Genomic DNA, 23157 nt, shown 5'->3' with positions numbered 1-23157 from the left:
GAAAAAGGTGTTGCTGACGCAACACCTTTCAGAATCTTTTCATATTTAATATTTATGGAACAACAGTCTTACGATTTACCAGAGGCCAATGACATGCCACCAGAGCGAGCCGATGCCGAGCCAGATGACGAGATTGACCGTGACGATGATGAAGCCGAGTTTCCACCAGGTCCCCTGCGGCACGTAACCGGCACCGTAGAGGATTGGGGCCGCACCTCCGCCGTAATGCGTCAGCGGAATCATGATGTTCGATAGCGCAGCGAAGGAGATCGCGGCGAGGAGCGGCGGCGTGCCGACAGCCACGGCCACGGCGAGGAAGGCCGCATACATCGCACCGATATGAGCCGAGACACTCGCAAACGCATAGTGCGAATAGACGTAGATGAGCACGAGGATGATGAAGGCTGCAAGCCAGCTCAGGCCTGCGCTCTGGATTGCCGCACCGGCCATATCGGCTACCACCTTGATGAAGCCCGAGCTCGAGAGCGCACCGGCCAAGGCAATCAGGGAGCCCATCCAGAACATCGTGTTCCAGGCGCCCTTCTCCTGCAGGACATCCTGCCAGGTCAGCACATTCGTCAGCAGCAGGACCGTGACGGCCAGCATACCGACGCCCGTCGCATTCATGTGCGTCAGCGACGACGTGGCCCAGAGTGCCAGCGAGCCGACGAAGACAGCGAGCACGACTTTCTCCATCCAGCTCATCGGCCCCATCTTCTCGAGTGCCTCCACCGCCATCTGCTTGGCGTGCGGCATCTCGTGGATCTCGGGCGGGTAGAGCTTGTAGAGTAGATACGGCATCAGCAGGAGCGAGAGCAGCCCCGGCACAATGGCGGCCGTGGCCCAGGCGCTCCAGGTAATCTCGACGCCGATGGTCTTGGCAGCAAGCTCAACAGCCATCGGGTTGCCGGCCATCGCCGTCATGAACATCGCGCAGGTGATGGCATTGGCCTGATATTCAATCTGCATGATGTAGGCGCCAAACTTCCGCGCCGTACCATCATCCGGCTCCGAGTGGAGCGCGGACGACAGACTGCGGATGATTGGGTAGATGATGCCGCCCGCACGGGCTGTGCTCGAAGGCGTGGCCGGCGAGATGACAAAATCCGAGAGCGTGATGGCATAGCCGAGTGTCAGGCTCGACTTGCCGATAGCCTTGATAATGAGATACGCGATGCGGCTGCCGAGGCCACTCTTGATGAAGGCTCGGGCCAGCAAGAATGCGCAGACGATGAGCCAGATCGTGCTGTTGCCGTAGCCAGAGATCGCGACTTTGACGCTGACGACACCCAGCAGCGCGGCCACTGAGACGCCGATGAAGGCGACAGCGCCGATTGGCAATGGCTGCAGGATAAATCCTGCGATAGTCGCCGCAAAGACAGCAAACAGGTGCCAGGCAATCGGCGTGATCGCATCAGGATGCGGCAGGAACCAGATCACCGCGCCGAGCAGGATGACGCCAACCAGCTTTTTCTTTTGACTTGCATCCATTTTCATTCACCTCTTACGAGTGCTCAGGCTTCTGCGTAGGCAGCGTACTTGGCGAGCACGCGGTCGCAGAAGACTGGCGCGAGGCCGAGGTAGTTGTGCGGATTGAGCATGTAGTCGATCTCTTCTTCCGTGAAGGCATCCTCGACTTCCTTCGTCTTCATGAGCACGTCCTTCAGAGGGATTTCCTTCTCATAGGCTTCCATGCAGGCATTGTAGACGATGTGATGCGAGGTCAGGCGACCGAGCTTGCGTGCCAGGTGCATCATGACGCACTCACTCATCATGAGGCCCTTCTGCACGAAGAGATTGCGCTCCATGTGCTTCTCGTAGACGATGAGGTTCTCGAGGATGTACTTCGTCTTGTGCAGAGCCGTGGCCATGAGCTCGCAGGCGCGCGGGATGGCTTCCCACTCAGAGATGAAGCAGCCCCAGTCGCGCTCATTCTCCGAGACCATGCTCTCGACGACCGTCGGCGCGATGCCGCGGACATTGCGCAGAAGTGCCAGGACATTCTCGAGCACGGCTGGATTGCGCTTGTGCGGCATCGTCGAGGAACCGACCTTGCCCATGAAGAACGGTTCCTCGAGCTCCAGGATTTCCGTGCGCTGCAGCGTGAAGATCTCATGCGCGATGCGGCCGAGCGTGCCGGCGAGCAGCGCGAGCATGCTGGCAAATTCCGCCTGATTGTCGCGCGCGACATGCCAGGCAATCGTCGGGACCTCGAGGCCCAGGATCTCGAACATGCGCTGCTGCGTCTCAAGCCCTTTCTCCGGCTGCGAGGCGAGCGTGCCGACGGCGCCGGCCATCTCGCCGACGAAGACGCGTTTCTTCATGCCCTCGAAGCGCTCGATCTGGCGGCCCAGTTCATCGGCCCAGACGGCTGCCTTGTAGCCGAATGTGATGGGGATGGCATGGACGACATGCGTGCGGCCGGCTTCCGGCGTATCACGGTATTTCTTGACGAGCTTGAGGATGGCCTTGAGGCATGCCTTAGCATCGCGCAGGATGATATCATAGGCATCGCGCTCCAGGAGAACCATGCCCGTGTCGACAATGTCCTGGCTCGTAGCACCCCAGTGCACGTACTCGCCGGCATGCTCCGGCAGGATTTTCTTGAAGGCATTGAGGAGCGGCACAATCGTGATGGAGCTCTTGTAGCCCTCACCGATGGACGGAATGTCGATGAGGTCGGCCTTCGCATACTTCACGATGATATCGGCCTTCTCCTTCGGGATGACGCCGAGCTCACCCTGAGCCTGTGCCAGAGCTGCTTCCGTATCCAGCCATTTCTGCACCCAGGACTTCTCCGAGAAGACTTCATTCATTTCCTCCGTACCGAACAGGAAACCGTGAATCTGGCTGTCGATGACCGTTGCTGACATGTGAAAAACCCCTTTCTTATCTCTGACGGCAGGCTCTCGCGCACCTGCCCTTTCCTTATCTGGCTCTATCGTACCATCAGATGCCCTGCCAAGGGAAATACCGGCCCCTTATCCAAGGATAAGGCAGATGGCCTGCTTCAGAGCTGAATTGATGGCATCCCGCGTTTTCTCTGCTATTTTGGATAAGTACAGATTATCAGGTTCTTCGTCTATCATCATCTCAGATTATCCTATAAGTTTTTCTTATCTTTTCCAGCAGATTTCTTATACCCCGCCAGAAGGTGTCTCGCGCGGATATGACGAATCCTGTGTTAACAGCTCCCAACAAGTGGATTTGAACCGTAAAGACCGTAAAGGAGGTATATTTTGGAAATCCGACAACTCGAATACTTTCTCATGGTACGCGAAGCCGGCAGCTTCACTCGCGCGGCGGAGCGCCTCTATGTCTCTCAGCCTGCTGTGACCAACGCCGTCCGCAGCCTCGAGGAGGAACTCGGCATCCAACTCTTTGACCGCAGTCAGAAGCTGGTCACGCTGACGGCCGAGGGCCGCATCTTTGCCAGCCACGTCGAGAAAATCATGCACGGCATCACGACGACCGTCGAGGAAATCCACGCGCTCAAGAATCTGACGAGCGGTGTACTGACGCTCGGTCTCACCCCGCTTGGCGCCATGCGCGCCATTGTCCATCAACTCAGAGAATACCACCTGGCTTTCCCCGACATCCAGATAGCCCTGCGCGAAGAGGACACGAGCCGCCTGCAGCAAGCTCTGCTGGAGGACAAGCTCGACCTCGCCATCCTGCCAGCCCCCAAAGATAATCCCGCGCTCTCCAGCCTGAGCTTCACACCAGAGGAACTCGTCATCTGCTGCAGCCGCAGCCATCCCCTGCACCGCCGCAATACGCTGGAGCTCAAGGAGCTCTCCGCCGAACAGCTGATCCTGCTCAAGAAAGACTGTCTCTACCGCCAAGAGCTCATCGATGCATTCGAGGAGACCGGCAGCCTGCCCCGCATTGCCTTTGAATCCCAGAGCGTGCAGACCATCAAGGGCCTCGTCGCGGCCGGCTGCGGCGTCTCAATCCTGCCGGAAAGCCTCGTGGAAGACGACACTGCGCTTGCCTCCATCCCGCTGGAACCGCCACTTCGCCTTACGAACCGCATCTTCTGGAAGACAAATCACCATCTCTCACATGCCGCTGAGGCATTTCTCAACCTGTTCAAAAAAGGAGGCTCATCCCATGAATAAGCCCCGTCTGATTGCTGTGGGCAGCAGTGCACTCGTGGCCCACGAAATCGCCGGCATCACATCGGCCTTGCTGGGACGATCTCTGTCGATTGAGACCATGCTGACCACCGAGATTGAGGCGCCAGCGCCGGATACGTTCTATATTTGCGCCGTCACACAGGAAGACCGTCTGCGCAGGGTATTGCCTGCCGCGCAGCTCTATGTCTTCGACCTGCACCCGACGACGCGGTTCTTCCTCGACATCGCCAAGATTCCCGCAGGCGAAACGGTCTATGTCTTCAACAACCTCTATCCATATACAGAGCTGTTGATTAAAGAGTGCCATGAACTCGGCATAAATGAGCTGCACTTCCGCCCACTGGCATTTGAGGAGATGCCCCTGCCTGCCTTGCTAGACGAGCTCGAGCAGGCCCGCTGGCTCATCGGTGTCGAGCCTTTCGTCGGCAAAGACCTTCTGCTAGCACCGCCCTATCGCGAGCATCTGCGCCCTGACCTCACCATCATCCCGGGGCGTCGCACAGCCTCTGTCACCTCTGCCTGCCAGTTACTGACGGGCCTGGCCGAGTATCATCAGCTACATCTGAAGAACGAGTATCAGGCGCTGCACACCACGGCTGAGCAAACGCCGAAGCGCCTGCTCGCCCTCGCCCGCAAGATTGAGGGCATCACGTGCCTACTCCAGCGCGCTTCGCTCGAGGCCATCAAACAGCAGATTGGCAATACGACAGCATCAGATGCAGACGCGGTCTCCGACTGCCCGCTAGAAGGGACGGACGATGGCAATCTCTGCGCGCTCATCGAGGACCGCTTCGCGACGCTCACTTACCTGACGGACCGGCTGCACCGCCTGAGCCTGCCGCCAGAGCACTGAACACGCATCAAAAAAACAGGAGCTGCTGCTCTCACGGATGTCCCAAAGGGTATTCCATGGGAGCAGCAGCTCCTGTTCGTATGGAGAGATATTCTCGAGGCTCAGCGGCGCATGGCCACGAAGCAGCCGACCGATGCGGCGACTGCCCCAATCCAGAGCAGGTAGATGAAGGGCTTCGTGCTGACGGAGGCAGTCACGGCAGCCTGCGCTTCTTCCTCAGCGGATGGCAGGAGCTCGATGCGCGCCTGCGAGTCGTTGCCGGAGATGCCCGTCAGGCGGATGCGCTTCTGACCGCCGAAGACAGGGATTGGCGAAGATGTGCCGCCGTCGCGCGTCGCGATGATGGTCGGCTGCACGTGCTCGACCTTCTCGCCGTCCGTCACAGCAATCGAGGCCGTCACGAGCGTCGTGCCGTCTGGTTGTCCCTCCATCGTGACATCGTCGTAGCGGTAGGCGAACAGGTCGCCCATCTCCATGCGGCCGCGCTTGAGGATGAGTTCCATGCGGTCCGCGCCCCTCGGTGGCGTCGGCGCGATGTAGATGTCGCCGAAGAGCGTGTGGGCGATGGCCGGCTCGCGCGCAGCATCCTCACCGTTCTTGTGGAGCTTCGTCATCGCCCGCACCTCACTGCCGTCGACGAGGTAGCGGTAGAACTTCATCGTGCCGTCTTCGGCGAAGAGCTGGCCCTCATATGTGACCGCATAGCCGCCGATCGTCACACTCTCGCCGGGCTTGAACTCCTGCGAGAGCGACTGGCTGGCACCGCCCGAGAGCACCATCGCAAAGAGTGCCAGGGCGACGCCGCCGTGCGCAATCACGGCGCCGAGGCGCAGCATCCCGCGGTGCCAGCCGACGAAGGTCGCGCCGAGCAGCAGGATGGCGACGGCCGCAAGCACGAGCAGCCCTGGGGCGTGCACACCCGCCACGAACGCGAGCGCGATGCCGATTGCGAGCAGGGCAGCGGGCAGGATCTTGCCGAGCTTCTCTGCCTGACGGCCGTAGCGCAGGCAGCCCGCCGCCGCCATGATGAGGCACATAGCGATGGCCAATGGCAGCGTCGTGCGCACATAGAAGTCCGTGTCGACGGCGGCCGGCTTGCCGATGAGCTGCGTAAAGAGCGGCATCGACATGCCGATGAAGATGATGGCAGAGATAAACACGAGCACGAGCGCGCCCAAGAGCAGACAGAACTCGCGGCTCGCATGCGCCTCATAGAGTTTTCCCTGAGGCAGATTGCCCGCCTTGATGGCAAGCAGCGCCAGGCCGCCGATGAGCACAATCGCATTGACGACGGCCAATGTCATGCCGATGCTCGTGCCGCTGAAGGAGTGCACTGAGAAGTCGCCGAGGATGCCGCTGCGCGTCAGGAACGTGCCGTAGATGACGAGCGCGAACGTGAAGATGACCGAGAGGTGCAGCACGGAGAGCGCCGCCGGCCGCCGCTTGGCGACGTGCAGGATGTGGACGAAAGCGCCAGCGAGCAGCCACGGCACGAGCGAGGAGTTCTCGACAGGGTCCCAGCCCCAGTAGCCGCCCCAGCCGAGCACCTTATAGGCCCAGTAGCCGCCGATGAAGACGCCCGCGCCGAGGAAGCCCCAGGCAAATAGCGCCCACCTGCGCGTCGGCTCCAGCCAGCTCTTCTGATCCTCATCCTTGAGCAGCGCCCCCATCGCGTAGGCGAACGGCACGGCGAGCAGGGCGTAGCCGATGAAGATGACGGGCGGATGCACCGCCATCCATGGATCCTGCAGCAGCGGATTGAGACCGACGCCGTCCTGCACGGCCGTCACCGATGCGACGAACGGGCTCTTGGCCAGCACGAGGATGACGAGCAGCGACTCAATGAGCGCGTAGACCAGGAGCCCCGCCGCCTTCATGTGCTGCCGGCAGCAGAGGTAGAGCGAGGCCAGCGCGTGAATGAGCAGCCATAAGAGCAGCGAGCCCTGCTGACCGGCCCAGAAGGCCGAAATCTTGTACATGAGCGGCAGTTCCTTCGAGGAATAGCTCGCCACATAGGCAATCTCGAAGTGGTCGCCGAGGATCATCACCCAGAGGTAGATCGAGGCGATGACAGCGGCCAGGCACGAGCCGAAGAGCGAGACGCGGCCCCAGCGCTCAGCCCGCTCCTGCTCCGCCTTCACCTGCATCGCATAGCCGTATGCCATCACAGCCAGCAGTGAGAAAAATAGCGATGTTGCCAGAGAAATTGTTCCAATCATAATGAGTCCCCCATGAATTGTACTCACTTCTGCTGCTCGTACTTCGACGGGCACTTGATCAGCAGCTTGTCCGAAGAGAAGACGCCATCCTGCATCCTGCCGATGGCCACGATGTGATGCGCTTCATCGAACTGGTCCGGCTTTGTGCCGTGATAGTGCACGAGAAGCTGCTCCCCCGTCTCCTCGTCCTGCAGGGTGAAGACGAAGTCGTCGCCCTCCATGTGCGGCGCCGGCGCATCCTGTGCGAGCAGTCCCTTGACCTGGACATTCGACGAAGTCGCCGCCTTCGCCTCCTTGATGCCGACGTACGGCGTGACCGAATCGGCAAAGCTCCAGCCGGCATAACCGACGAAGGCTAGCAGGAGCACGATGAGCAGGATCTTACGTTTCATGATGCACACCTCTTTCAGAGTTCACGCGATGGTAGAGCACGGCGATGTAGATCAGCGTCATGTCCAGCAACGACGCCAGGAGCGTCTTGAGCATGACGGGGTCCATGTCGATGGAGCCGCTGCCGTTGATGACAGGTGCCGGATGCAGCGAGAAGTAGAACCGCGGGATGATGAAGACGAGGAACGGCACGGTCAGGAACGAGAACAGCGCGTAGATGGCCGCGACGCGCGCCCGCCTGTGCGCATCGGGGATGACCGAGCGCAGGGTCAGGTACGCCGCGTAAATGAGCAGCAGCACGAAGATCGTCGTCTGCCTCGGGTCCCAATTCCAATAGGAGCCCCAGGTCAGCTTCGAGAAGACGGCGCCGCTCAGGGTCGCGAGCACGACGAAGATGAGTCCGAGGCGGGCGGATTCTGCGCTGAAGGCATCGAAGCGGGCGCTCGGCCGACGCAGGTAGCGCACGGCGTACCAGGCGCTAACGAGGAACGCGAGCACCGCGACCCAGGCCACCGGGATGTGGAAGAACGCGATGCGCACGAGGCTGCCAAGCCCCATGGCCGGCGGCACAAGGAAGAATACGGCATAGACGACAGCGGCTGTGAGCAGCAGGATGAGCAGCCACAGTCCCTTCTCATAGGACCTCATCAAATCATCTCCTTATCGTTTCAGCTTATCGCATCAATCCTCATACCAGAGGAAATCAAAGAGCAGAGAAGCGGCCAGTGTCATGATGGCATCGTAGAGCGCGATGCCGACGAGATACGAGCCATGTACCGCCTCGCCCGCAAAGCACGAGGCGGTCAGCACGATGGCCGGCAGCAGGATGGGCAGCAGCACGGGCAGCATCAGGATGGAGAGCAGTCCGCTCTGCACTTTCGCGCCGAACATCAAGGCCGAGAGCAGTGTGCCTGCCATCGCCATGCCGTACGTCCCGCCGAGCAGGGTCAGGAGGAATGCCGGCCACGAAGCGACCGCAATGTCCATGAGCACGAGGTACATCGGCACGATGAGCAGCGAGAGCACAAACAGCAGGACTGCCATGAAGAGCCCCTTGCCGAAGAGCACGGCTTGCGAACTGCCGTAGACTTGCAGGGCCATCAAGGTCCCCGCCTGCTCCTCATCGGCAAAGCCGCGTCCGGCGCCCGCGAGCAGCGAGAAGAACAGGATGATCCAGAGCATCGAGGCCGCGAGCCGCGGTGCGAGGATGTCGCCCTGCATCAGCAGGCTCACGCACGAGAGCGTCGTCAGCGCGAACATCAGCACGACGAGCCACGACGACCGCGAGCGCAGAGAGATGCGGGCTTCCTTGCGGAAGACTGACTCAATGGCCCGATAGAGAGATGCATGCATCTGCCACCGCCTCCTCTTCTCTGTCATTCGTCGCGAGCAGCACGAGCTTCCCCGCATCCGCGGCCCTGCGCGCCTCCCGGCGCACCATGCTGCGCCCGGCATCATCGAGGTTGGCCCCGGGCTCATCGAGCAGCCAGATGTCGGCCTCCGAGGCCAGCAGGATTGCGAGATGGAGCCGCTTCCGCATGCCCGTCGAAAAGTGCTCGACAAACTTGCCGGCCACCTGATCGGAGGCGAGGCCCACGCGCGCGAGCAGCTGCTCGTACTGCACAGGCGAGAGCGGCGCCGCGCGGCGGAATCCCAGGAAGAAGTCGAGATTCTCCCGCGCCGTGAGCTTCGGATAGGCGTGGAACTCCGGCGTGACGAGCCCGATGCGCGCGCGGTAGGCCGCCTTGCTGAGCTCCTGCCCGCCATCTCTGGCCACGATCTTTCCCTCATCCGGCAGCAGCAGCTTCGCTGCCATCTTCAGGAGCGTCGATTTGCCGCTGCCATTCTCGCCCGTGACAGCTGTGACCGTGCCGCCCGCGAGCTCAGCCGAGAGATGTTCGATGACGGTGCGGCCGGCAAAGCGCTTCGTCACATCCGAAAAAGTCAGGCTGACCATACGATCACCTCTCCTCGCGAAGGCGCGCCTCGTCGAGACGCATCCAGTCCGGGCCGCATTCTAAGAGCCCCTTCTCCTTCATCAGGCCGATCTCGCGGGTCAGGGCGCTCCTGTTGCACTCGAGTTCCTTGGCGAGCTGCACGCGCCCCGGCACTTTGACGCAATCCGTCTTCTGGCGGCCCGCCTGCTGCAGCAGGTAGAGGATCAGCCGCTCGCGCAGCGTCTTCTGCGAGAGCACCTCGAGCTTCTGCATCATCAGGACATTCTTGCGGCAGAAGGCCACGAGCAGGTTGCGCATGACGATGCGTGGATGCGGCCGAGTCTCGGGCCGGCCACGAGAAGTGCCGTATAGGGCACCCAGAGCACGAGGACATCTGAGACGGCCTCGATGGCCGTCGGACTCGCATACCCCGGCAGGATGGCCGTCGTCGAGCCGAATAGTGCGCCGCGCTCCAGGCGGTGGCCGATGGTCTCATTGCCGAAGCGGTCCTCCGCAAGGACGAGTGCCTCTCCCTCGACGATGATGCCGATCCGGCTGTTCGTCTCGTACGCCTTGAGGATGCGTACCTCCTTGCCGTAGCGCTTGACCTTGGCTCCCGTGGCCTGGATGAACTGCTCCACCTCATCGGCCTTGAGCCCTTCAAAGAGAGGCAATTCCTGCAGGTCCAGATCATAGATTCCCATCGTGTCCCCTCCCCCATTCTCTTGAATTGTATAAATCATTTCATTTATCTGTATTATAGCAACAAAGAAATCATCTTGATGTTGCAGGAGCAACATCAAGATGATTAAAAATAGACAAGCTTTCTAAGAAAGAGCAACATGTAAAAAGAGCTGCCATGCGGCAGCTCTTTGCAGGTGTATATGGATTTGAGAGAATACGTGGATGGGATCAGCCGATCATCGTCTTGATGTCGTCTTCGACGGTCGTGATGCCGCCGATGCCGAAGTTCTCGACGAGGACCTTGGCGACATTCGGAGAGAGGAATGCCGGCAGCGTCGGTCCGAGGTGGATGTTCTTGACGCCGAGGTGCAGCAGGGCGAGGAGGACGATGACAGCCTTCTGCTCGTACCAAGCGATGTTGAAGACGAGCGGCAGCTTGTTGATATCATCGAGGCCGAAGACTTCCTTGAGCTTGAGCGCGATGAGGGCGAGGCTGTAGGAGTCATTGCACTGGCCGGCATCGAGGACGCGCGGGATGCCACCGATATCGCCGAGGTTCATCTTGATGTACTTGTACTTCGCGCAGCCAGCCGTCAGGATGACCGTGTCCTTCGGCAGAGCCTTGGCGAATTCTGCGTAGTACTCGCGGCTCTTCATGCGGCCATCGCAGCCAGCCATGACGACGAACTTCTTGATGGCACCACTCTTGACTGCCTCGACGACCTTGTCGGCCACAGCGAAGACCTGCTCGTGTGCGAAACCGCCGACAATCTGGCCCTTCTCGAGCTCCTTCGGAGCCTGGCACTTCTTGGCCATCTCGATGACAGCGCTGAAGTCCTTCGTGCCGTCTGCCTTTGCCTCGATGTGCGTGCAGCCCGGGAAGCCGACAGCACCCGTCGTGAAGATGCGGTCTTTATAGGAATCCTTCGGCGGGACGAGGCAGTTCGTCGTCAGGAGGACCGGGCCGTTGAATGCCTCGAACTCTTCCTTCTGCTTCCACCAAGCGTTGCCGTAGTTGCCAGCGAAATGCTTGTAGTGCTTGAACTTCGGATAGTAGTGAGCCGGCAACATCTCGCCGTGCGTGTAGACATCGACGCCCGTACCTTCCGTCTGCTCAAGCAGCATCTCGAGGTCGCGCAGATCGTGGCCCGAGATCAGGATGCCCGGGTTCTGGCGAACGCCGAGGTCAACCGTCGTGACTTCCGGATTGCCGTAAGCCTGCGTGTTGGCCGTATCGAGCAGGGCCATGCCGTCAACGCCGTACTTGCCCGTCTCGAGCGCGAGCGCCGTCAGCTGCTCTGCCGTCTGGCTGTCGTCGAGCAGGCGCGCGAGAGCCGACTGGATGAATGCATCGACTGCTTCGTTCTCCTGATTGAGGGCGTTAGCGTGCTTGACATAAGCGGCGAGACCCTTGAGGCCGTACGTCGTGAGCTCGCGCAGGCTGCGTACATCCTCATTCTCCGTGGCGAGGACACCGACCTTCTTGGCCTTCTCATCGAAGCCATCGCGGCCGTCATTGTAGAGCGCTGCTTCCGGCAGGTTCTCGCGGCTCGCAAGCTTTGCCAGGCACTCAGCCTTGACCGTGAGCGTCGTCTCGATGGCCTTGATGATGGCCTCGCGGTCGAAGTTCGCATTCGTGATCGTGATGAAGAGGTTCTCCGTCACGAGGTGGTTGACCTCGCGCGAGACCGGCTTGCCCTCAGCGCGCAGGCGCGTCGTGACAGCGGACAGGCCCTTCGTCACATAGATGAGCAGGTCCTGCATCGCAGCGACTTCCGGCTTCTTGCCGCAGACACCGACCTGCGTGCAGCCCTTGCAGCCGGCCGTTTCCTGACACTGAAAGCAAAACATCTTGTTTTCCATGATCAACTCTCCTTATATCAAACACACATTGGACTCTCTTGTTTCATTGACCTTATCATAGCAGAAAGGCGGGGTGGATTTCTGTAACGATTGTTACAATAGAAAATCCCGTCCCATTCGGATGAACGGGACGGGATGTCTTTTCATTCTGGTGCGATTGGTGAGAGTCGAACTCACGACCTGCCGCTTAGGAGGCGGACGCTCTATCCAACTGAGCTACAACCGCAACAATATTATTTTATCATACAGGCAGCCCATCGTGCAAGTGCTCTGCTCCATCTCAAGGGCTCGCACGCGATTGTCATGGCAGGATCGATTTTAGGGAGGGTTCCATCTGGCTTTAGCTGGCGTTTAGCTCCATCCCTTAGACTATAAGCAGATCAAAACACAAGAGGAATCATAACCGACACATACAAGGAGGTCATCATCATGGAATTTCACATCAACTATAAAGCCGCTGCCAAGAAAGCCGGCATCGCCGCCGTCATCATCGCCGTGCTCGGCGGGGCCGGAGCCTGGTACCATCACTCGCAGGAAAAGGCCATACATCTGCAGCAGCAGGCGCGCACAGCACTCGTCACGGCACAGGCATCGTCGCGTTCCCTGACCTTGCTCGACGAAAGCGCCATCCGCTCCATCACGGCCGAGGCCATCGGCCAGGATGAGACGGCCATCACCTTCAAGCAGATTGCCCTGATGAACGCTGCAGATGCGCGTGATGGCGGCAAGAAGGACAAGGAGAGAGACAAGAAGGACGGCGAGCGCCGCGACAAGCATGAGAAGGGCCAGCCCAGGGATGAGCAGCGTGGGCAGGAGCCGCAGGGGCCACAAGGACCTGAAGCGCGCCAGCAGCCAGATGGCAGCGCCCCCGCTGATGCGCGTGCACCGCAGGGACCGGATGCCCAGGCGCCGCAGCAGGCGACGCATGCGCCTGACTTCCGCCCGGTCTATCGCGTCAACTGCAATGTCGGCGACGTGCGCTATCGCGTCGAGATCGATGCCGTATCCGGCAAGGTTCTCCGCGCTTCGGTTTAACGAGAACCTCTCAAAAGGAAAAGCCGTGGACTCCATCCCCCGAGATGGATCCCACGGCTTTTTGCTTTTCTTTCATGCCGGCGTCGCGAGGCGGAAGCGGTACCCCGCGCCGCGGATGGTCTCGAGGTAGCGCGGATGCGCAGGGTCCTCTTCGATCTTCTCTCGGATGCGGTTGATATGCACCATGACCGTCGCTGAGTCGCCGAGTGCCTCTGCGCCCCAGACCCGCTCGAAGAGCGCCTCCCGGCTGAAGACGATGTTCGGATGCTCCGCAAGGAAGGCGAGCAGCTCAAACTCGCGCCGCGTGAACGGGACTTCCTTCTTGTCCAGGAACACGCGGTACGCGTCGAGCTGGATCTCGAGAGCACCGCTCTTCACGACGTGCTGCTCCGGTTTGACGCTGGCCAGGATGCGCTCGTAGCGCGCGATGTGCGAGCGCACGCGCGCCACGAGTTCATTGGGATTGAACGGCTTCATGATGTAGTCGTCGGCGCCCACGCCGAGCCCGCGCAGGACATCGACCTCTTCCTGCCGCGCCGTCACCATGAGCACGGGGACCTCCTTGTAGCGGCGCAGTTCCCGGCAGACGGCAAAGCCGTCGAGACCGGGCAGCATGATGTCTAGAAGGATGAGGTCGTACTGGTCCTGGCGGGCCATGGCGAGGCCGGAGCGCCCGTCGGCCGCGCGCTCCACCTCGAAGCCGTTGGCCAGCAGGTAGTCCTGTTCGATCTCCGCGATCTTATCGTCATCTTCTACAATCAATATCTTCTTCATCGGGCCTTACCCTTTCCATTTCTCCTCTTCTTCACGAAACAATGGCAGCCAGAGGACGATTGTCAGGCCGCCGCCCGGCGTCGTCTCTGCCGAGCAGCGCCCCTTCATGCCTGTGACGATTTCCTTGACGATTGCGAGCCCGAGGCCGCTGCCGTCAGCGACATGCGAGCGCGCCGCATCCGTGCGGTAAAAGCTGTCAAAGAGGCGCGGCAGCTGCGGCGGCGCGACGCCGCAGCCGTGGTCCTGCCAAGCGATCTCCAGTCCGCCGCCCTGCTCCCGGAGTGCGATGTCGATGACGGCGCGCTGAGGCTGGCTGTACTTCCTGCTGTTGCTCAGCAGGTTGTCGAGGACGCGCTGGAACTGCAGCCGGTCGATGCAGACCGCATCGCCTGCCAGCCCTTCTGGCACAGTGAGATGGCAGTCTACCTCGCGCTCCGCGGCAACCGAAGCCAGGTACTCCGACAGATACGCCTTTATGCCGACGGGTTCCATCTGGAAGTCCACTTTGCCGAGGTCCAGCTTGGAGAACAGGAACAGGTTGTTGACGAGACGCTCGAGCAGCAGGACGCTGTCGTAGAGCATGTCGAGGTAGTGCTGCTTCTTTTCCGGCGTCCGCGCGATGCCATCGCGCAGCGCACTGACGTAACCGCGCACGGCCGTCAGCGGCGTGCGCAAGTCGTGGGAGATGCCCGCAATGAGCTCCTTGCGATTGTTCTCGTAGCGGATGCGCTCATCGCGCGCATGAGAGAGCTCCTGCCGCATGCGCTCAAAATCCGCACAGGCCATGCCGATCTCGTCTTTGGCCTTCACCTGCAGGGGCTGTTCGAGATTGCCCTGACGGATGGCCGCCGATGCCGCGCGCAATTCAGCGAGCGGCGCCAGCACCTGCTTGTCGAGCAGCTGCGACAGATAGCGGCCGAGGCACAGGATGATGGCGACCAAAGTCAGCAGGACGATTCCCAGTACGATTTCGAGCACGGTCTTCCACGGGATGCCCCGCGAGGCCTCTGGCAGGCGCGGCGGAATCTTGCCCAGCGCGACGATTGTCAGGCCACTCTTCGGCGAGACGTAGCGCATGGCAAAGACGTCCTCCGTCCAGAGCTCCGCTCTGCGGCTCTGGCCAAACAGCCGCTGCGTCTCCGCCTGCAGGCGCGCCGCATCACTGCCCTGCGTGACGTAGAGCAGCTGGCCGTCGCGCAGCATGGCGAGGCTGACGCCCTGCTGTTCCAGGAGGCGGCAGTCTTCCAGGAATTTCTGCTTGAGCGCCTCTTGCTTGCCGGATGTGGGGCGCTTGTGGTCATCGGCCCGCGCGCGCATGTCGCTGACGAGGTACTCGATCGAGAGCGAGGGACCCCGCTCCGGCCAGAGCAGCGAGAGTGGCCCGAGGTGGTCGGCATCCGCCAGGTGCAGGATGCCGATGAGCAGCGAGCCAAGCCCCAGGAGCGCGCAGAGCGGGACGACGATCATCAGGAGATTCGCCAGCCAGAGGCGCTTGCGCAGCGAGAAGTCGCGCCAGCGCATCAGTCACCACCGCCCTGCTCGACCTTGTGGATGTCATCCTTTGAGGCGTTCGCGAGGTCCGCATACTGGAAGGCCTGATTGCTCGGTAGGTCGAGGATGAAGCGGTCCGTCTTATTGAGTGTCGCCGTGCCGTGCACCATGTCGACGTCAAAGACGTGGCCGCCGAACGTGCGCGCCGTATTGATGAAGTGGAAGTGCCAGCCCGGCGTGTTGACGCCGTCCATGAACGGCGGGAAGTAGAAGCAGACGAGCGAGCCCTCGACATTCTCGAAGGCGAAGCGGCGCTCATCCGTCTCGAGCACCTCGGCAAACGGCTTGTAGGGTTCATGCTGGTAGAGCTCCGTGCGCGCGGCCACGCGGTTGAAGTATCCGTCGATGCGCACGACGTACATGCTGTTCGGTCCGAGCAGTTCGATGCTGTCGTCGAGCGCATTGCGCAGGGCCTCTGCCGTCGCCATCGCACCGAACTTTATGGTATGGCCTTCCTCGAGGTACGCGATGCTCGCAAAAGGCGTCGTATCGAGCGGCTGCGCCTCGATGACCGAGCCGTCCGCGAGGATACGGTAGCAGTGGCCGTCGATGACGATGAGCTCACCCGCGACAGCGTGGAATGTGCCGATGCCCGTATCGCCGTGCTTCAGCAGGTCTTCGATGTAGAGGCAGCCGTAGTAGTTGCCGAGGATCAGCGACTGGAGCGTCGAGATCTGGTAGACGGGATCGCGCTTTTCCTTGATGCCGCTGACATCGCGTGGGCGCAGAGAATGTTGTGTCATAAGAGTTCCTCACTATAGTAGAATGAAATTTTTCTTTATTCAGTACAATTGTGTTCAATTATTTTTCATTATAGCATAGACCTAAGTGAACATGCTATGCGCCGCGTCCACATGGGAAAGATTGTAAAAAAGATTCTCCCCGTCAACCAAAAAGGCCCACAGTTCCCTGTGGGCCGAGTGGAGTCCGAGACTTACTCCTTGATTGCGCCGAGGACGTCCTCAGCCGTCAGGTTGTTCTGCTCCATGTACTCGACGAGCACTTTGTAATCCTGCTGGGCCTTCTTCGTCTTGACTTCATCCAGCTGAGCCTTCAGCGTTTTGAGCTCTTCCTGCTTCTTCGTGATCTTTGCCTGCAGGGTTGCAATCTTTTCCTCATAATTTGCTTTTCTTGCCATAATCGAATCTCCCTTTCTCAAAAAATGAAAATTTCTTTTTTTATTATACGCCAAAAACACACTTTTGCTCAAGAAAAAATTATTTCTTTTTTCGTTTCCAGAGATTCTGCTTGATATCGGGGATATCCTCTTTTTTGACATCATTCCACTTCTGCGCCTGCTGCAGACAGAACCACGCACCGGCAAAGCCGATGAGCAGGAGCAGTGCGCCAGCCAGGAAGCTTCCCTGCATCAAGAGATAGAATCCGCCAAAGGCCAGAAAGCCAAAGAATATCGTATTCCATGATTGGATCAAGACATTGAACCACTTCGTTATGTTTTGCATGAGAGCCCCTCCCCATTACCGCAGGAATCTCAGTAAAAATCCTATTTCATATTATAGCGGATTTCTTTCATTTCTGCACCTGTCTATGCACAAAATCCTTCGCGATGGGTTGCTAAAGATGTGATGGATAGGATTGCCAAGGAACGGTTCCCTGCTGTAGAATAGGATAGGATTCATTACATCATATTGATTTGAACAGAAGGGGATTCATCATGAGACAATTCTATCAGTGCCTTGTCATCGGCCTCGCCCTCGCGCTGAGCGCAGCTGCATCCTTGCCGGTAGCCTCTGCCGCACCGGCAGTCGGCACGGTGACCGGCTCTGTCTACACGCACGGGTCCGAGCGAGGCATGAAGATTGCCTCGGCGCCCGACGCCTCGGCTGGTGGCATCAGCTGGGACCTCGCTGCGCCCAAGAACAAGTTCCACGACAAAGAGGCCGATGTCTGGCTGATCGGCAAGGACTTCACCTACGATGAACTCAGCAGCAAGGAAATCGACGATTGGTACCGCTTCGGGAAGATCCCTGCCAATGCGCCGGTCTACCATACGATGACCGACAAGAAGACCGGCAAATACGAATTCCACGGTATCCCCGAGGGGACGTATTTCCTCGTTATCCTCGACAGCTACGGCCGCGATGCGGCGCAGAATCTCACCGAGCTCGACGACAAGCAGCAGCTTCGCCAGAAGCTGCCCAACTGGGAGTCCTTCGAGCTCTTCAATGTCGGACCGCGCAGCTGCCTCGTGCAGATGGTCACGGTCAAGCGCGATGAAACGGTCACCGTGAAGCCAGGTGCCATTTGAGAGAGGATAACCGGACAATGTGGAGAGATCTCTTGAAGAGAAGATACGCTCGTTCCATCATCATCGTTTTCATTTCCATAGCCTGCAACCTCAGCCTTTTGCTCGCGGCAGCGCGCGCAGAAGCGAGGCCGCTGCTGCGCGTGGGAATCCATCAATTCGGCTCGGATATCACAGAGGATTCATCCGGCAATTTCCACGGCATGGAGACGGATTTCATGCAGGCACTCGGCAGTTATGCGGGCCGCGAGGTCATCTTCGTGCCGGGCACTTGGGAGGAATGCCAGCAGCGCCTGGAAGCAGGTGATATCGATGTCCTGGCCGGCGTCATCAAGACGCAAAAGCGAGCAGAGACCATGCTCTTCTCGCGCCTGATGATGGGCAGGGCCAGCGATGAGGCCAACTTCCATGGTGAGCTGATGCCCTATCGCGTCAACCAGCTCCACTTCGCCGTGCGACGGGACAATCCCGAGCTCATGCGCGAGCTCGACCTCGCGGCCGATCAGCTCATCGCCAACCGGCCGTACTTCGTCAGTCATCTCTACCAGATCTATTACGGACAGAGGGGCGCTTCCGAACTGCGCCTGACGGAAAAAGAACAGCGCTTCCTCAAGCGCCACCCCGTCATCTCGGCAGTCGTCGTCGCGCGCGAGGCGCCCTTTGCCTACGTCGATGAACACGGCGAGCTGCAGGGCACGATGCGGAAGCTCGTCGACCGGCTCGAGCATGACCTCGGCATCGAGCTGCACCTCGTCATCGAGCAGGATTACGCGTCAGCCTACAAGGACCTCGGCACCGGCGAGGCACAGATCCTGCTCAATGCCGACTGGGATGTCGGCTGGGCGGCCGCCCACGATATGGACCTCTCGGCCGTCTACCTGACTTCTTACTACACGACGGTCACGCGGCGCGGCAAGCTCGATAGAAAGCCGCGCATCGCCTGCCTGCCCAAGCAGACGACCGACTACGTCCTGCTGCAGCGCTACGGCAAAGACCAGATTCGCCACTATGCGACGGCTGAGGAATGCCTGCGCGCCGTCAGCAGCGGCGATGCCGACATCGCCTTCCTGCGGCAGGAGACGGCATAGCAGAACATCTGGCAGGGTGATTTCCCAGAGCTCGTCACCAGCGGTGTCCTCACATTCTCGCAAGATGTCGCCATCGGCGTCGCGAGTCGCATGGAGCCAGAGCTCTTGACCATCCTCGACAAGGAGATCCGCTTCATCGGTCCCAATGGCATCTTCGACTACACGACGTTCTACGAGCAGAAGCTCGACCAGCGCCGGAGCATCCAGTCGCTGTTCTACGCCTATCCGCAGTACTTCATCACGGGCCTGCTGCTCCTGTTCTTTACGCTGCTTCTCCTTGTAGGGCGACAGTCCCAGATGCGCAACAGCCACCTCAGGGAGATGCAGCGCATCATCGACACAGACCTCCAGACAGGGCTCCACAACCGCAGCTGGTTCCGGGATGAGGCTGGCCACTATCTCAAGGAACACAGCACGGACAGCCGGCTCGCCATCGTCAAGATTGCCATCAGCCGCCGCGACATCCTCGTCGAGACGTACGGTCAGGATGTCATCACCGAACTGCTGCGCCGCATGGAGGCGACGCTCCAGCAGACCGAATGGGCCAAGCTGCCCGCCGTACACACCAGCACGGGCAAGGTCCTGTTCCTCATGCGCACGGATGCCTTTGCGAGCCAGGAGCAGGTCCAGGAGGCTCTCACGCAACTGATGCACCTGAATGAATACATCAGCATCGGCCACCTCGTCGTGCACATCACCTTCCACGTCGGCATCTGCCCGCTGAGGCCAGGCCTTCCCATCGCCGACGCGATGAACCACGCCGACCTCGCCCTGCACGAGGCGCATCCCATCTGCTTCTACAATGCCGAGCTGCAACAGAAAGCCGAATTCCAGAGCCGCATCGACAGCCTGCAGCAGAGGGCACTTGCCCGCAAAGAATTTGAGGTTTGGTACCAGCCAAAGTACGACCTTGTGACGCGGAAATGTATCGGTGCCGAGGTACTCGTGCGCTGGCGCAGCCGCGAGCTCGGCTTCCTTGCGCCGGGCCAATTCATCCCGCGCTTCGAGAGCAACGGCTTCATCACACAGCTCGACTTCTACATGCTGAGCCGCGTCATGGAGTTTCAGAAGCGGCGCCACGCGACGGGCGTCCCCGTCGTGACGATCTCGGTCAACCAGTCGCGCCTGCACATGCAGGAGAAGAACTACCTCACCTACATGCAGCGGCTCAAGACTTACTACGAGGCCAGGGACATCGAGCTCGAGCTCACGGAGACGGCCTTCGACCTCAACACGCCGGAACTCCGCCAGCACGCGCTCCACGTCATGCGTGCACTGCACGAGATGGGCTTCCGCCTGTCCCTCGACGATTTCGGCAGCGGCTACTCCGACCTCACGCTGCTCAACGCCATCCCGCTCGACGTCATGAAGATTGACCGCTCGCTGCTACTCGCCTCACAGGGCACTAAGCGCATGCAGGCCGTCCTCGCGCGCATGATCGACCTCGGCCACGCACTCAGCATGACCGTCATCTGCGAGGGCATCGAGACGCGCGAGCAGGAGGACATGCTGCGCAGCTGCGGCTGCGATCAGGGGCAGGGCTACCTCTATGGCAAGCCAATGCCTGAAGAGGAATTCGAGCTCTTCCTGTTGCAGCACATCTAACAGCATACAGATGAAAAAAGACCTGAGACTTCATGTCTCAGGTCTTTGCTTTCTCTGTGTATGTCAGTATGCCAGTACTTGCACGCCATCAGCTTTCGGCAACGCCGGCCGCCTGCTGCATGATGCGGCTGTTCTCAGCAGCGTCCTTCTCCGGATCGAATGCCTTGATGGCCTTGGCCTGCTGCATCTTGTCCTGGCAGAGGACGAGCTCGACGCGATCGCCGAGGAGGCGCTTGGCCTGACGGAAGGCCAGGCGGAAGTCGCGGCTCCACGACAGCATGACGTACGACGAGGCGAGGTCGCTGTGCGCCGCATTGACGAGCTCCCCGACCGACGGGCAGCTGCTCTCGCCGCCGCTCACGATGATGTGGACGCCGGCTTCCTGCATCTCGCGCGCCTGCACCTTGTTCTCGGCAACAGCCAGCAGGGCGACGCGCATCAGCGCGCCGTGCGCACTGAGCACATGTCCCTCACTCATGTTCGTGATGTGGAGGTTCTTGATGGGCCCCCAGCCGACCGCCTGCTCCACGACCTTGCCGACGTGGTCCGTGTGCAGGTGGACCTCGATGCCCTTCTCGTGGCGCTCGACGAGCGCAAAGCTCGAGTACTCGCGCAGATGACGCTCAAACTCCGGCACATCCACGCGCGTGTTGCAGACCGTGAAGCGCACGCAATACGGGCGCACGAGGTCCTGGCGCGGATCCGGTAGGCCGAGCTGGCCGGCCTCGAGTCCGAGCGAGAGGCTGACCGTCGGCGAGACGAAATTACCGTCGAGTCCCTTGAGGCAGCCCGTCAGGAAGGTGAACATAATGCGCGCACCAGCATCCTCCTGCCCGATCTGCGCCAGGGCCTGCTTACCCGCCTCGATGGCCGCCTGCAGGATCTCCGAGATCGGCAGGTTCGCGCGCACGGCATGGTACGCGCCCTTGGCCACGGCCTTGGCCACCATGATCAGCGGCTGCTCCGGCTCCTCCGGCACCGCGCGCTGTGCATAGAGGATGCCGTACTGGAACGCCTTGCCGAACTCTGACGACGTCGCGTTGTACTTGCCCGAGAGCCCCTTGCCGAGCCCGCGGAACATCTGCGCGAGCACGACGCCCGCGCTGCCGCGCGCACCGAAGACTGCCGCCGTCGCGATGCGGCGGGCCAAGCCGCCGATGCTGTCGTCCTTCGTATCCGAAAGCGGCATGACCGCCGCGCCCATCGTGCGCAGGATGTGCGTGCCCGGCATGTGGCCCGCGCCCTTCAGCGCATTGATCTCCTCATATTCCAGCAGGAATTCACTGTAAGCGCCCGATACCATGCGCTTGAAGTCACTGCCCGTGATTACCTCTCTATTTCCTGTCATGTTCATCACACCCGTTTCTTTTTGCTGCCCTGGCTTTGCCAAAACAGGACTGTTACTTCTATTATAATTCGCGGCGCAAGAGAAAACACCTCTATTTCCACAAAAATTTCAAATATATTTCCAAAAATCCTCCCGCACGAGAAAAAATCGTGAAAAAAGAAAATTTCACTTGCCAGCTGCGCCAAAAACAGCTATCATAGATATATGTGTCAAATCACATAATTCACGTGAAATGAATCCATCCAGCATCAACCCATTGCATGGATTTCACTGAAGGAACGCATAACCTCGGAGGTGAAAATCAAATGGCAGTACCAAAGCGCAAGACTTCCAAGGCACGCCGCGATCAGCGCCGCGCCAACTGGAAGCTCAATGCTCCCGGTTTCGTTGCCTGCCCGCAGTGCCACGAGCCGAAGATGCCGCATCACGTTTGCCCGGAGTGCGGTTACTACGACGGCAAAGAGGTCGTCAAGGCAGCAGAATGAGGCAAGAGAGCCAGACATCCCCATCGGATGCCTGGCTCTTTTTGCATGCGCTGCGGCGATGCGGGCATTAAAAAAGTCCCCGCAAGCCTGCAGGGACTGATTTGCAAATGGCAGAGAGGGTGGGATTCGAACCCACGGTGGCTATTAACCACACTTGATTTCGAGTCAAGCACCTTCGACCACTCGGACACCTCTCCGTGTTCCTCCGCGTTCGCTGAAGAACATAAAGTATGATATCATACATTCTCCTAAATGTAAAGCATTTTTTTCGCCTGCGCATCTTCTCCTCTAAGACCTATCCATAGAAAAGAACGATTACTAGTTGACAATATAGCAAACAACAGGTAAAATAATCTTACAAATACTTATTATCCATTATTGTACCCGATTAAGCTGTCAGGTGGATATCAAGAGAAAGAGATAGGTGATGATATGCTGACTTCTACCGAATTGACGAGTCGTCTGCGCGAAGCCGGTTTCAAGGTAACACCGCAGCGCCTTGCCGTCTACAACATGCTTTCCCACACGAAAGCGCATCCCAATGCCGATACGATCTACAAGGAGCTGCAGCCGCTCTACCCGACGATGAGCCTCGCCACGGTCTACAAGGCGCTGGCCATCCTCTGCGACCTCGGCCTCGCCCAGGAACTCAATGTCGGTGAGGAAGCCTTTCGCTACGATGCCGACACGAGCCATCATCCGCACATCCGCTGCACCTGCTGCGGCCGCGTCGATGATGTCCCGGCACTCAACACGGAAAGCGTCTATGAGCAGGTCAAGGATGAGACGGGCTACGCCCTCTCGGATCACCAGCTCTACTTCTTCGGCGTCTGCCCGGAATGCCAGGCTAAGAATGCAACGAACGCCAAGACCATGCACTGAGGCATTCCCCTCTTCACCAAAAAAGCTGACACAAACGT

Annotated in this window: 24 protein-coding genes and 2 tRNA genes; 9 read left to right on the top strand and 17 right to left on the bottom strand. The window is 59.7% G+C overall.

From position 1 onward, the window contains the following. Positions 1–75: 75 nt before the first annotated feature. A complete protein-coding gene (locus MITSMUL_RS07080) occupies positions 76–1491 on the bottom strand; it encodes a DASS family sodium-coupled anion symporter (RefSeq protein ID WP_040636008.1) in 1416 nt (471 codons plus the stop codon). Positions 1492–1514: 23 nt separating this feature from the next. Continuing rightward, positions 1515–2873, bottom strand: a complete 1359-nt coding sequence (gene purB, locus MITSMUL_RS07075; RefSeq protein WP_005841298.1) for an adenylosuccinate lyase — start codon at positions 2871–2873, stop codon at positions 1515–1517. A 366-nt stretch (positions 2874–3239) separates the two neighbouring features. Between purB and MITSMUL_RS07070 the strand changes: the two genes are divergently transcribed. Beyond that, on the top strand, positions 3240–4121 hold the full coding sequence (locus tag MITSMUL_RS07070) for a LysR family transcriptional regulator (protein ID WP_040636007.1): 882 nt from the start codon (positions 3240–3242) through the stop codon (positions 4119–4121). Further along, complete coding sequence (locus MITSMUL_RS12140; protein ID WP_005841294.1) at positions 4114–4992, top strand: hypothetical protein; 879 nt, start codon at positions 4114–4116, stop codon at positions 4990–4992. The genes MITSMUL_RS07070 and MITSMUL_RS12140 overlap by 8 nt, the downstream gene beginning before the upstream one ends. Before the next feature lie 101 nt (positions 4993–5093). Here MITSMUL_RS12140 and MITSMUL_RS07060 read toward each other — a convergent pair whose 3' ends face one another. The 9 genes from MITSMUL_RS07060 to MITSMUL_RS07020 all read right to left on the bottom strand — a co-directional run bounded on the left by MITSMUL_RS07060 (position 5094) and on the right by MITSMUL_RS07020 (position 12311). After that, positions 5094–7211: a heme lyase CcmF/NrfE family subunit gene (locus MITSMUL_RS07060; RefSeq protein WP_005841292.1), complete on the bottom strand. Its 2118-nt coding sequence runs from the start codon at positions 7209–7211 to the stop codon at positions 5094–5096. A 23-nt stretch (positions 7212–7234) separates the two neighbouring features. Then, positions 7235–7603 (bottom strand): cytochrome c maturation protein CcmE domain-containing protein, encoded by a 369-nt coding sequence (locus MITSMUL_RS07055; protein ID WP_005841290.1) that lies wholly within the window; start codon positions 7601–7603, stop codon positions 7235–7237. Next, positions 7593–8249 (bottom strand): cytochrome c biogenesis protein, encoded by a 657-nt coding sequence (locus MITSMUL_RS07050; protein WP_005841289.1) that lies wholly within the window; start codon positions 8247–8249, stop codon positions 7593–7595. The genes MITSMUL_RS07055 and MITSMUL_RS07050 overlap by 11 nt, the downstream gene beginning before the upstream one ends. 33 nt (positions 8250–8282) lie before the next feature. Continuing rightward, the gene (locus tag MITSMUL_RS07045; protein ID WP_005841288.1) at positions 8283–8954 is read right to left on the bottom strand and encodes a heme exporter protein CcmB; all 672 of its coding nucleotides are present in this window, start codon (positions 8952–8954) and stop codon (positions 8283–8285) included. After that, the gene (locus MITSMUL_RS07040) at positions 8926–9558 is read right to left on the bottom strand and encodes an ABC transporter ATP-binding protein (protein ID WP_005841287.1); all 633 of its coding nucleotides are present in this window, start codon (positions 9556–9558) and stop codon (positions 8926–8928) included. Before MITSMUL_RS07040 ends, MITSMUL_RS07045 begins: the two co-directional genes overlap by 29 nt. Before the next feature lie 4 nt (positions 9559–9562). Further along, the gene (locus MITSMUL_RS07035) at positions 9563–9856 is read right to left on the bottom strand and encodes a cyclic nucleotide-binding domain-containing protein (RefSeq protein WP_156779537.1); all 294 of its coding nucleotides are present in this window, start codon (positions 9854–9856) and stop codon (positions 9563–9565) included. Next, positions 9814–10242 carry a cyclic nucleotide-binding domain-containing protein gene (locus MITSMUL_RS07030; protein ID WP_040636006.1) on the bottom strand — a complete coding sequence of 143 codons (429 nt, stop codon included), beginning with the start codon at positions 10240–10242 and terminating at the stop codon, positions 9814–9816. Before MITSMUL_RS07030 ends, MITSMUL_RS07035 begins: the two co-directional genes overlap by 43 nt. A 208-nt stretch (positions 10243–10450) precedes the next feature. Beyond that, the gene (gene hcp / locus MITSMUL_RS07025; RefSeq protein ID WP_005841283.1) at positions 10451–12085 is read right to left on the bottom strand and encodes a hydroxylamine reductase; all 1635 of its coding nucleotides are present in this window, start codon (positions 12083–12085) and stop codon (positions 10451–10453) included. 149 nt (positions 12086–12234) lie between these two features. Further along, positions 12235–12311, bottom strand: a tRNA-Arg gene (locus MITSMUL_RS07020). A 203-nt stretch (positions 12312–12514) separates the two neighbouring features. On the opposite strand from MITSMUL_RS07020, the gene MITSMUL_RS07015 reads away from it, so the two are divergent. Then, positions 12515–13120: a PepSY domain-containing protein gene (locus tag MITSMUL_RS07015; protein ID WP_005841282.1), complete on the top strand. Its 606-nt coding sequence runs from the start codon at positions 12515–12517 to the stop codon at positions 13118–13120. A 72-nt stretch (positions 13121–13192) separates the two neighbouring features. Here MITSMUL_RS07015 and MITSMUL_RS07010 read toward each other — a convergent pair whose 3' ends face one another. The 4 genes from MITSMUL_RS07010 to MITSMUL_RS06995 all read right to left on the bottom strand — a co-directional run bounded on the left by MITSMUL_RS07010 (position 13193) and on the right by MITSMUL_RS06995 (position 16583). Continuing rightward, on the bottom strand, positions 13193–13894 hold the full coding sequence (locus tag MITSMUL_RS07010) for a response regulator transcription factor (RefSeq protein ID WP_005841280.1): 702 nt from the start codon (positions 13892–13894) through the stop codon (positions 13193–13195). Between the two features lie 6 nt (positions 13895–13900). After that, positions 13901–15415, bottom strand: a complete 1515-nt coding sequence (locus MITSMUL_RS07005; RefSeq protein WP_005841279.1) for a sensor histidine kinase — start codon at positions 15413–15415, stop codon at positions 13901–13903. Next, positions 15415–16188 (bottom strand): acetolactate decarboxylase, encoded by a 774-nt coding sequence (gene budA, locus MITSMUL_RS07000; protein ID WP_005841278.1) that lies wholly within the window; start codon positions 16186–16188, stop codon positions 15415–15417. Before budA ends, MITSMUL_RS07005 begins: the two co-directional genes overlap by 1 nt. Before the next feature lie 191 nt (positions 16189–16379). After that, complete coding sequence (locus tag MITSMUL_RS06995; RefSeq protein ID WP_005841277.1) at positions 16380–16583, bottom strand: hypothetical protein; 204 nt, start codon at positions 16581–16583, stop codon at positions 16380–16382. 64 nt (positions 16584–16647) lie between these two features. On the opposite strand from MITSMUL_RS06995, the gene MITSMUL_RS12965 reads away from it, so the two are divergent. The 4 genes from MITSMUL_RS12965 (at position 16648) to MITSMUL_RS12135 (ending at position 20404) form a co-directional block, all read left to right on the top strand. Continuing rightward, positions 16648–16869: a hypothetical protein gene (locus MITSMUL_RS12965; RefSeq protein WP_156779536.1), complete on the top strand. Its 222-nt coding sequence runs from the start codon at positions 16648–16650 to the stop codon at positions 16867–16869. Positions 16870–17120: 251 nt separating this feature from the next. Further along, the gene (locus MITSMUL_RS06985; protein ID WP_005841274.1) at positions 17121–17714 is read left to right on the top strand and encodes a hypothetical protein; all 594 of its coding nucleotides are present in this window, start codon (positions 17121–17123) and stop codon (positions 17712–17714) included. 32 nt (positions 17715–17746) lie between these two features. After that, positions 17747–18799 (top strand): transporter substrate-binding domain-containing protein, encoded by a 1053-nt coding sequence (locus MITSMUL_RS06980; RefSeq protein WP_040636004.1) that lies wholly within the window; start codon positions 17747–17749, stop codon positions 18797–18799. 90 nt (positions 18800–18889) lie between these two features. Then, on the top strand, positions 18890–20404 hold the full coding sequence (locus MITSMUL_RS12135) for a GGDEF domain-containing phosphodiesterase (protein ID WP_005841272.1): 1515 nt from the start codon (positions 18890–18892) through the stop codon (positions 20402–20404). Positions 20405–20492: 88 nt separating this feature from the next. Here the strand turns inward: MITSMUL_RS12135 and MITSMUL_RS06970 are convergent, their stop codons facing one another. After that, the gene (locus tag MITSMUL_RS06970; protein WP_040636261.1) at positions 20493–21752 is read right to left on the bottom strand and encodes a DAK2 domain-containing protein; all 1260 of its coding nucleotides are present in this window, start codon (positions 21750–21752) and stop codon (positions 20493–20495) included. Between the two features lie 305 nt (positions 21753–22057). On the opposite strand from MITSMUL_RS06970, the gene rpmF reads away from it, so the two are divergent. Beyond that, positions 22058–22237, top strand: a complete 180-nt coding sequence (gene rpmF, locus MITSMUL_RS06965; protein WP_005841269.1) for a 50S ribosomal protein L32 — start codon at positions 22058–22060, stop codon at positions 22235–22237. A gap of 108 nt (positions 22238–22345) precedes the next feature. Here the strand turns inward: rpmF and MITSMUL_RS06960 are convergent. Further along, positions 22346–22434 (bottom strand) — tRNA-Ser (locus MITSMUL_RS06960). A 235-nt stretch (positions 22435–22669) separates the two neighbouring features. On the opposite strand from MITSMUL_RS06960, the gene perR reads away from it, so the two are divergent. Then, complete coding sequence (perR, locus tag MITSMUL_RS06955; RefSeq protein WP_005841267.1) at positions 22670–23119, top strand: transcriptional regulator PerR; 450 nt, start codon at positions 22670–22672, stop codon at positions 23117–23119. Positions 23120–23157: the final 38 nt, after the last annotated feature.

This window comes from Mitsuokella multacida DSM 20544, assembly GCF_000155955.1.
Lineage (GTDB): Bacteria > Bacillota > Negativicutes > Selenomonadales > Selenomonadaceae > Mitsuokella > Mitsuokella multacida.
This window is presented reverse-complemented; position numbering and strand designations above follow the sequence as displayed.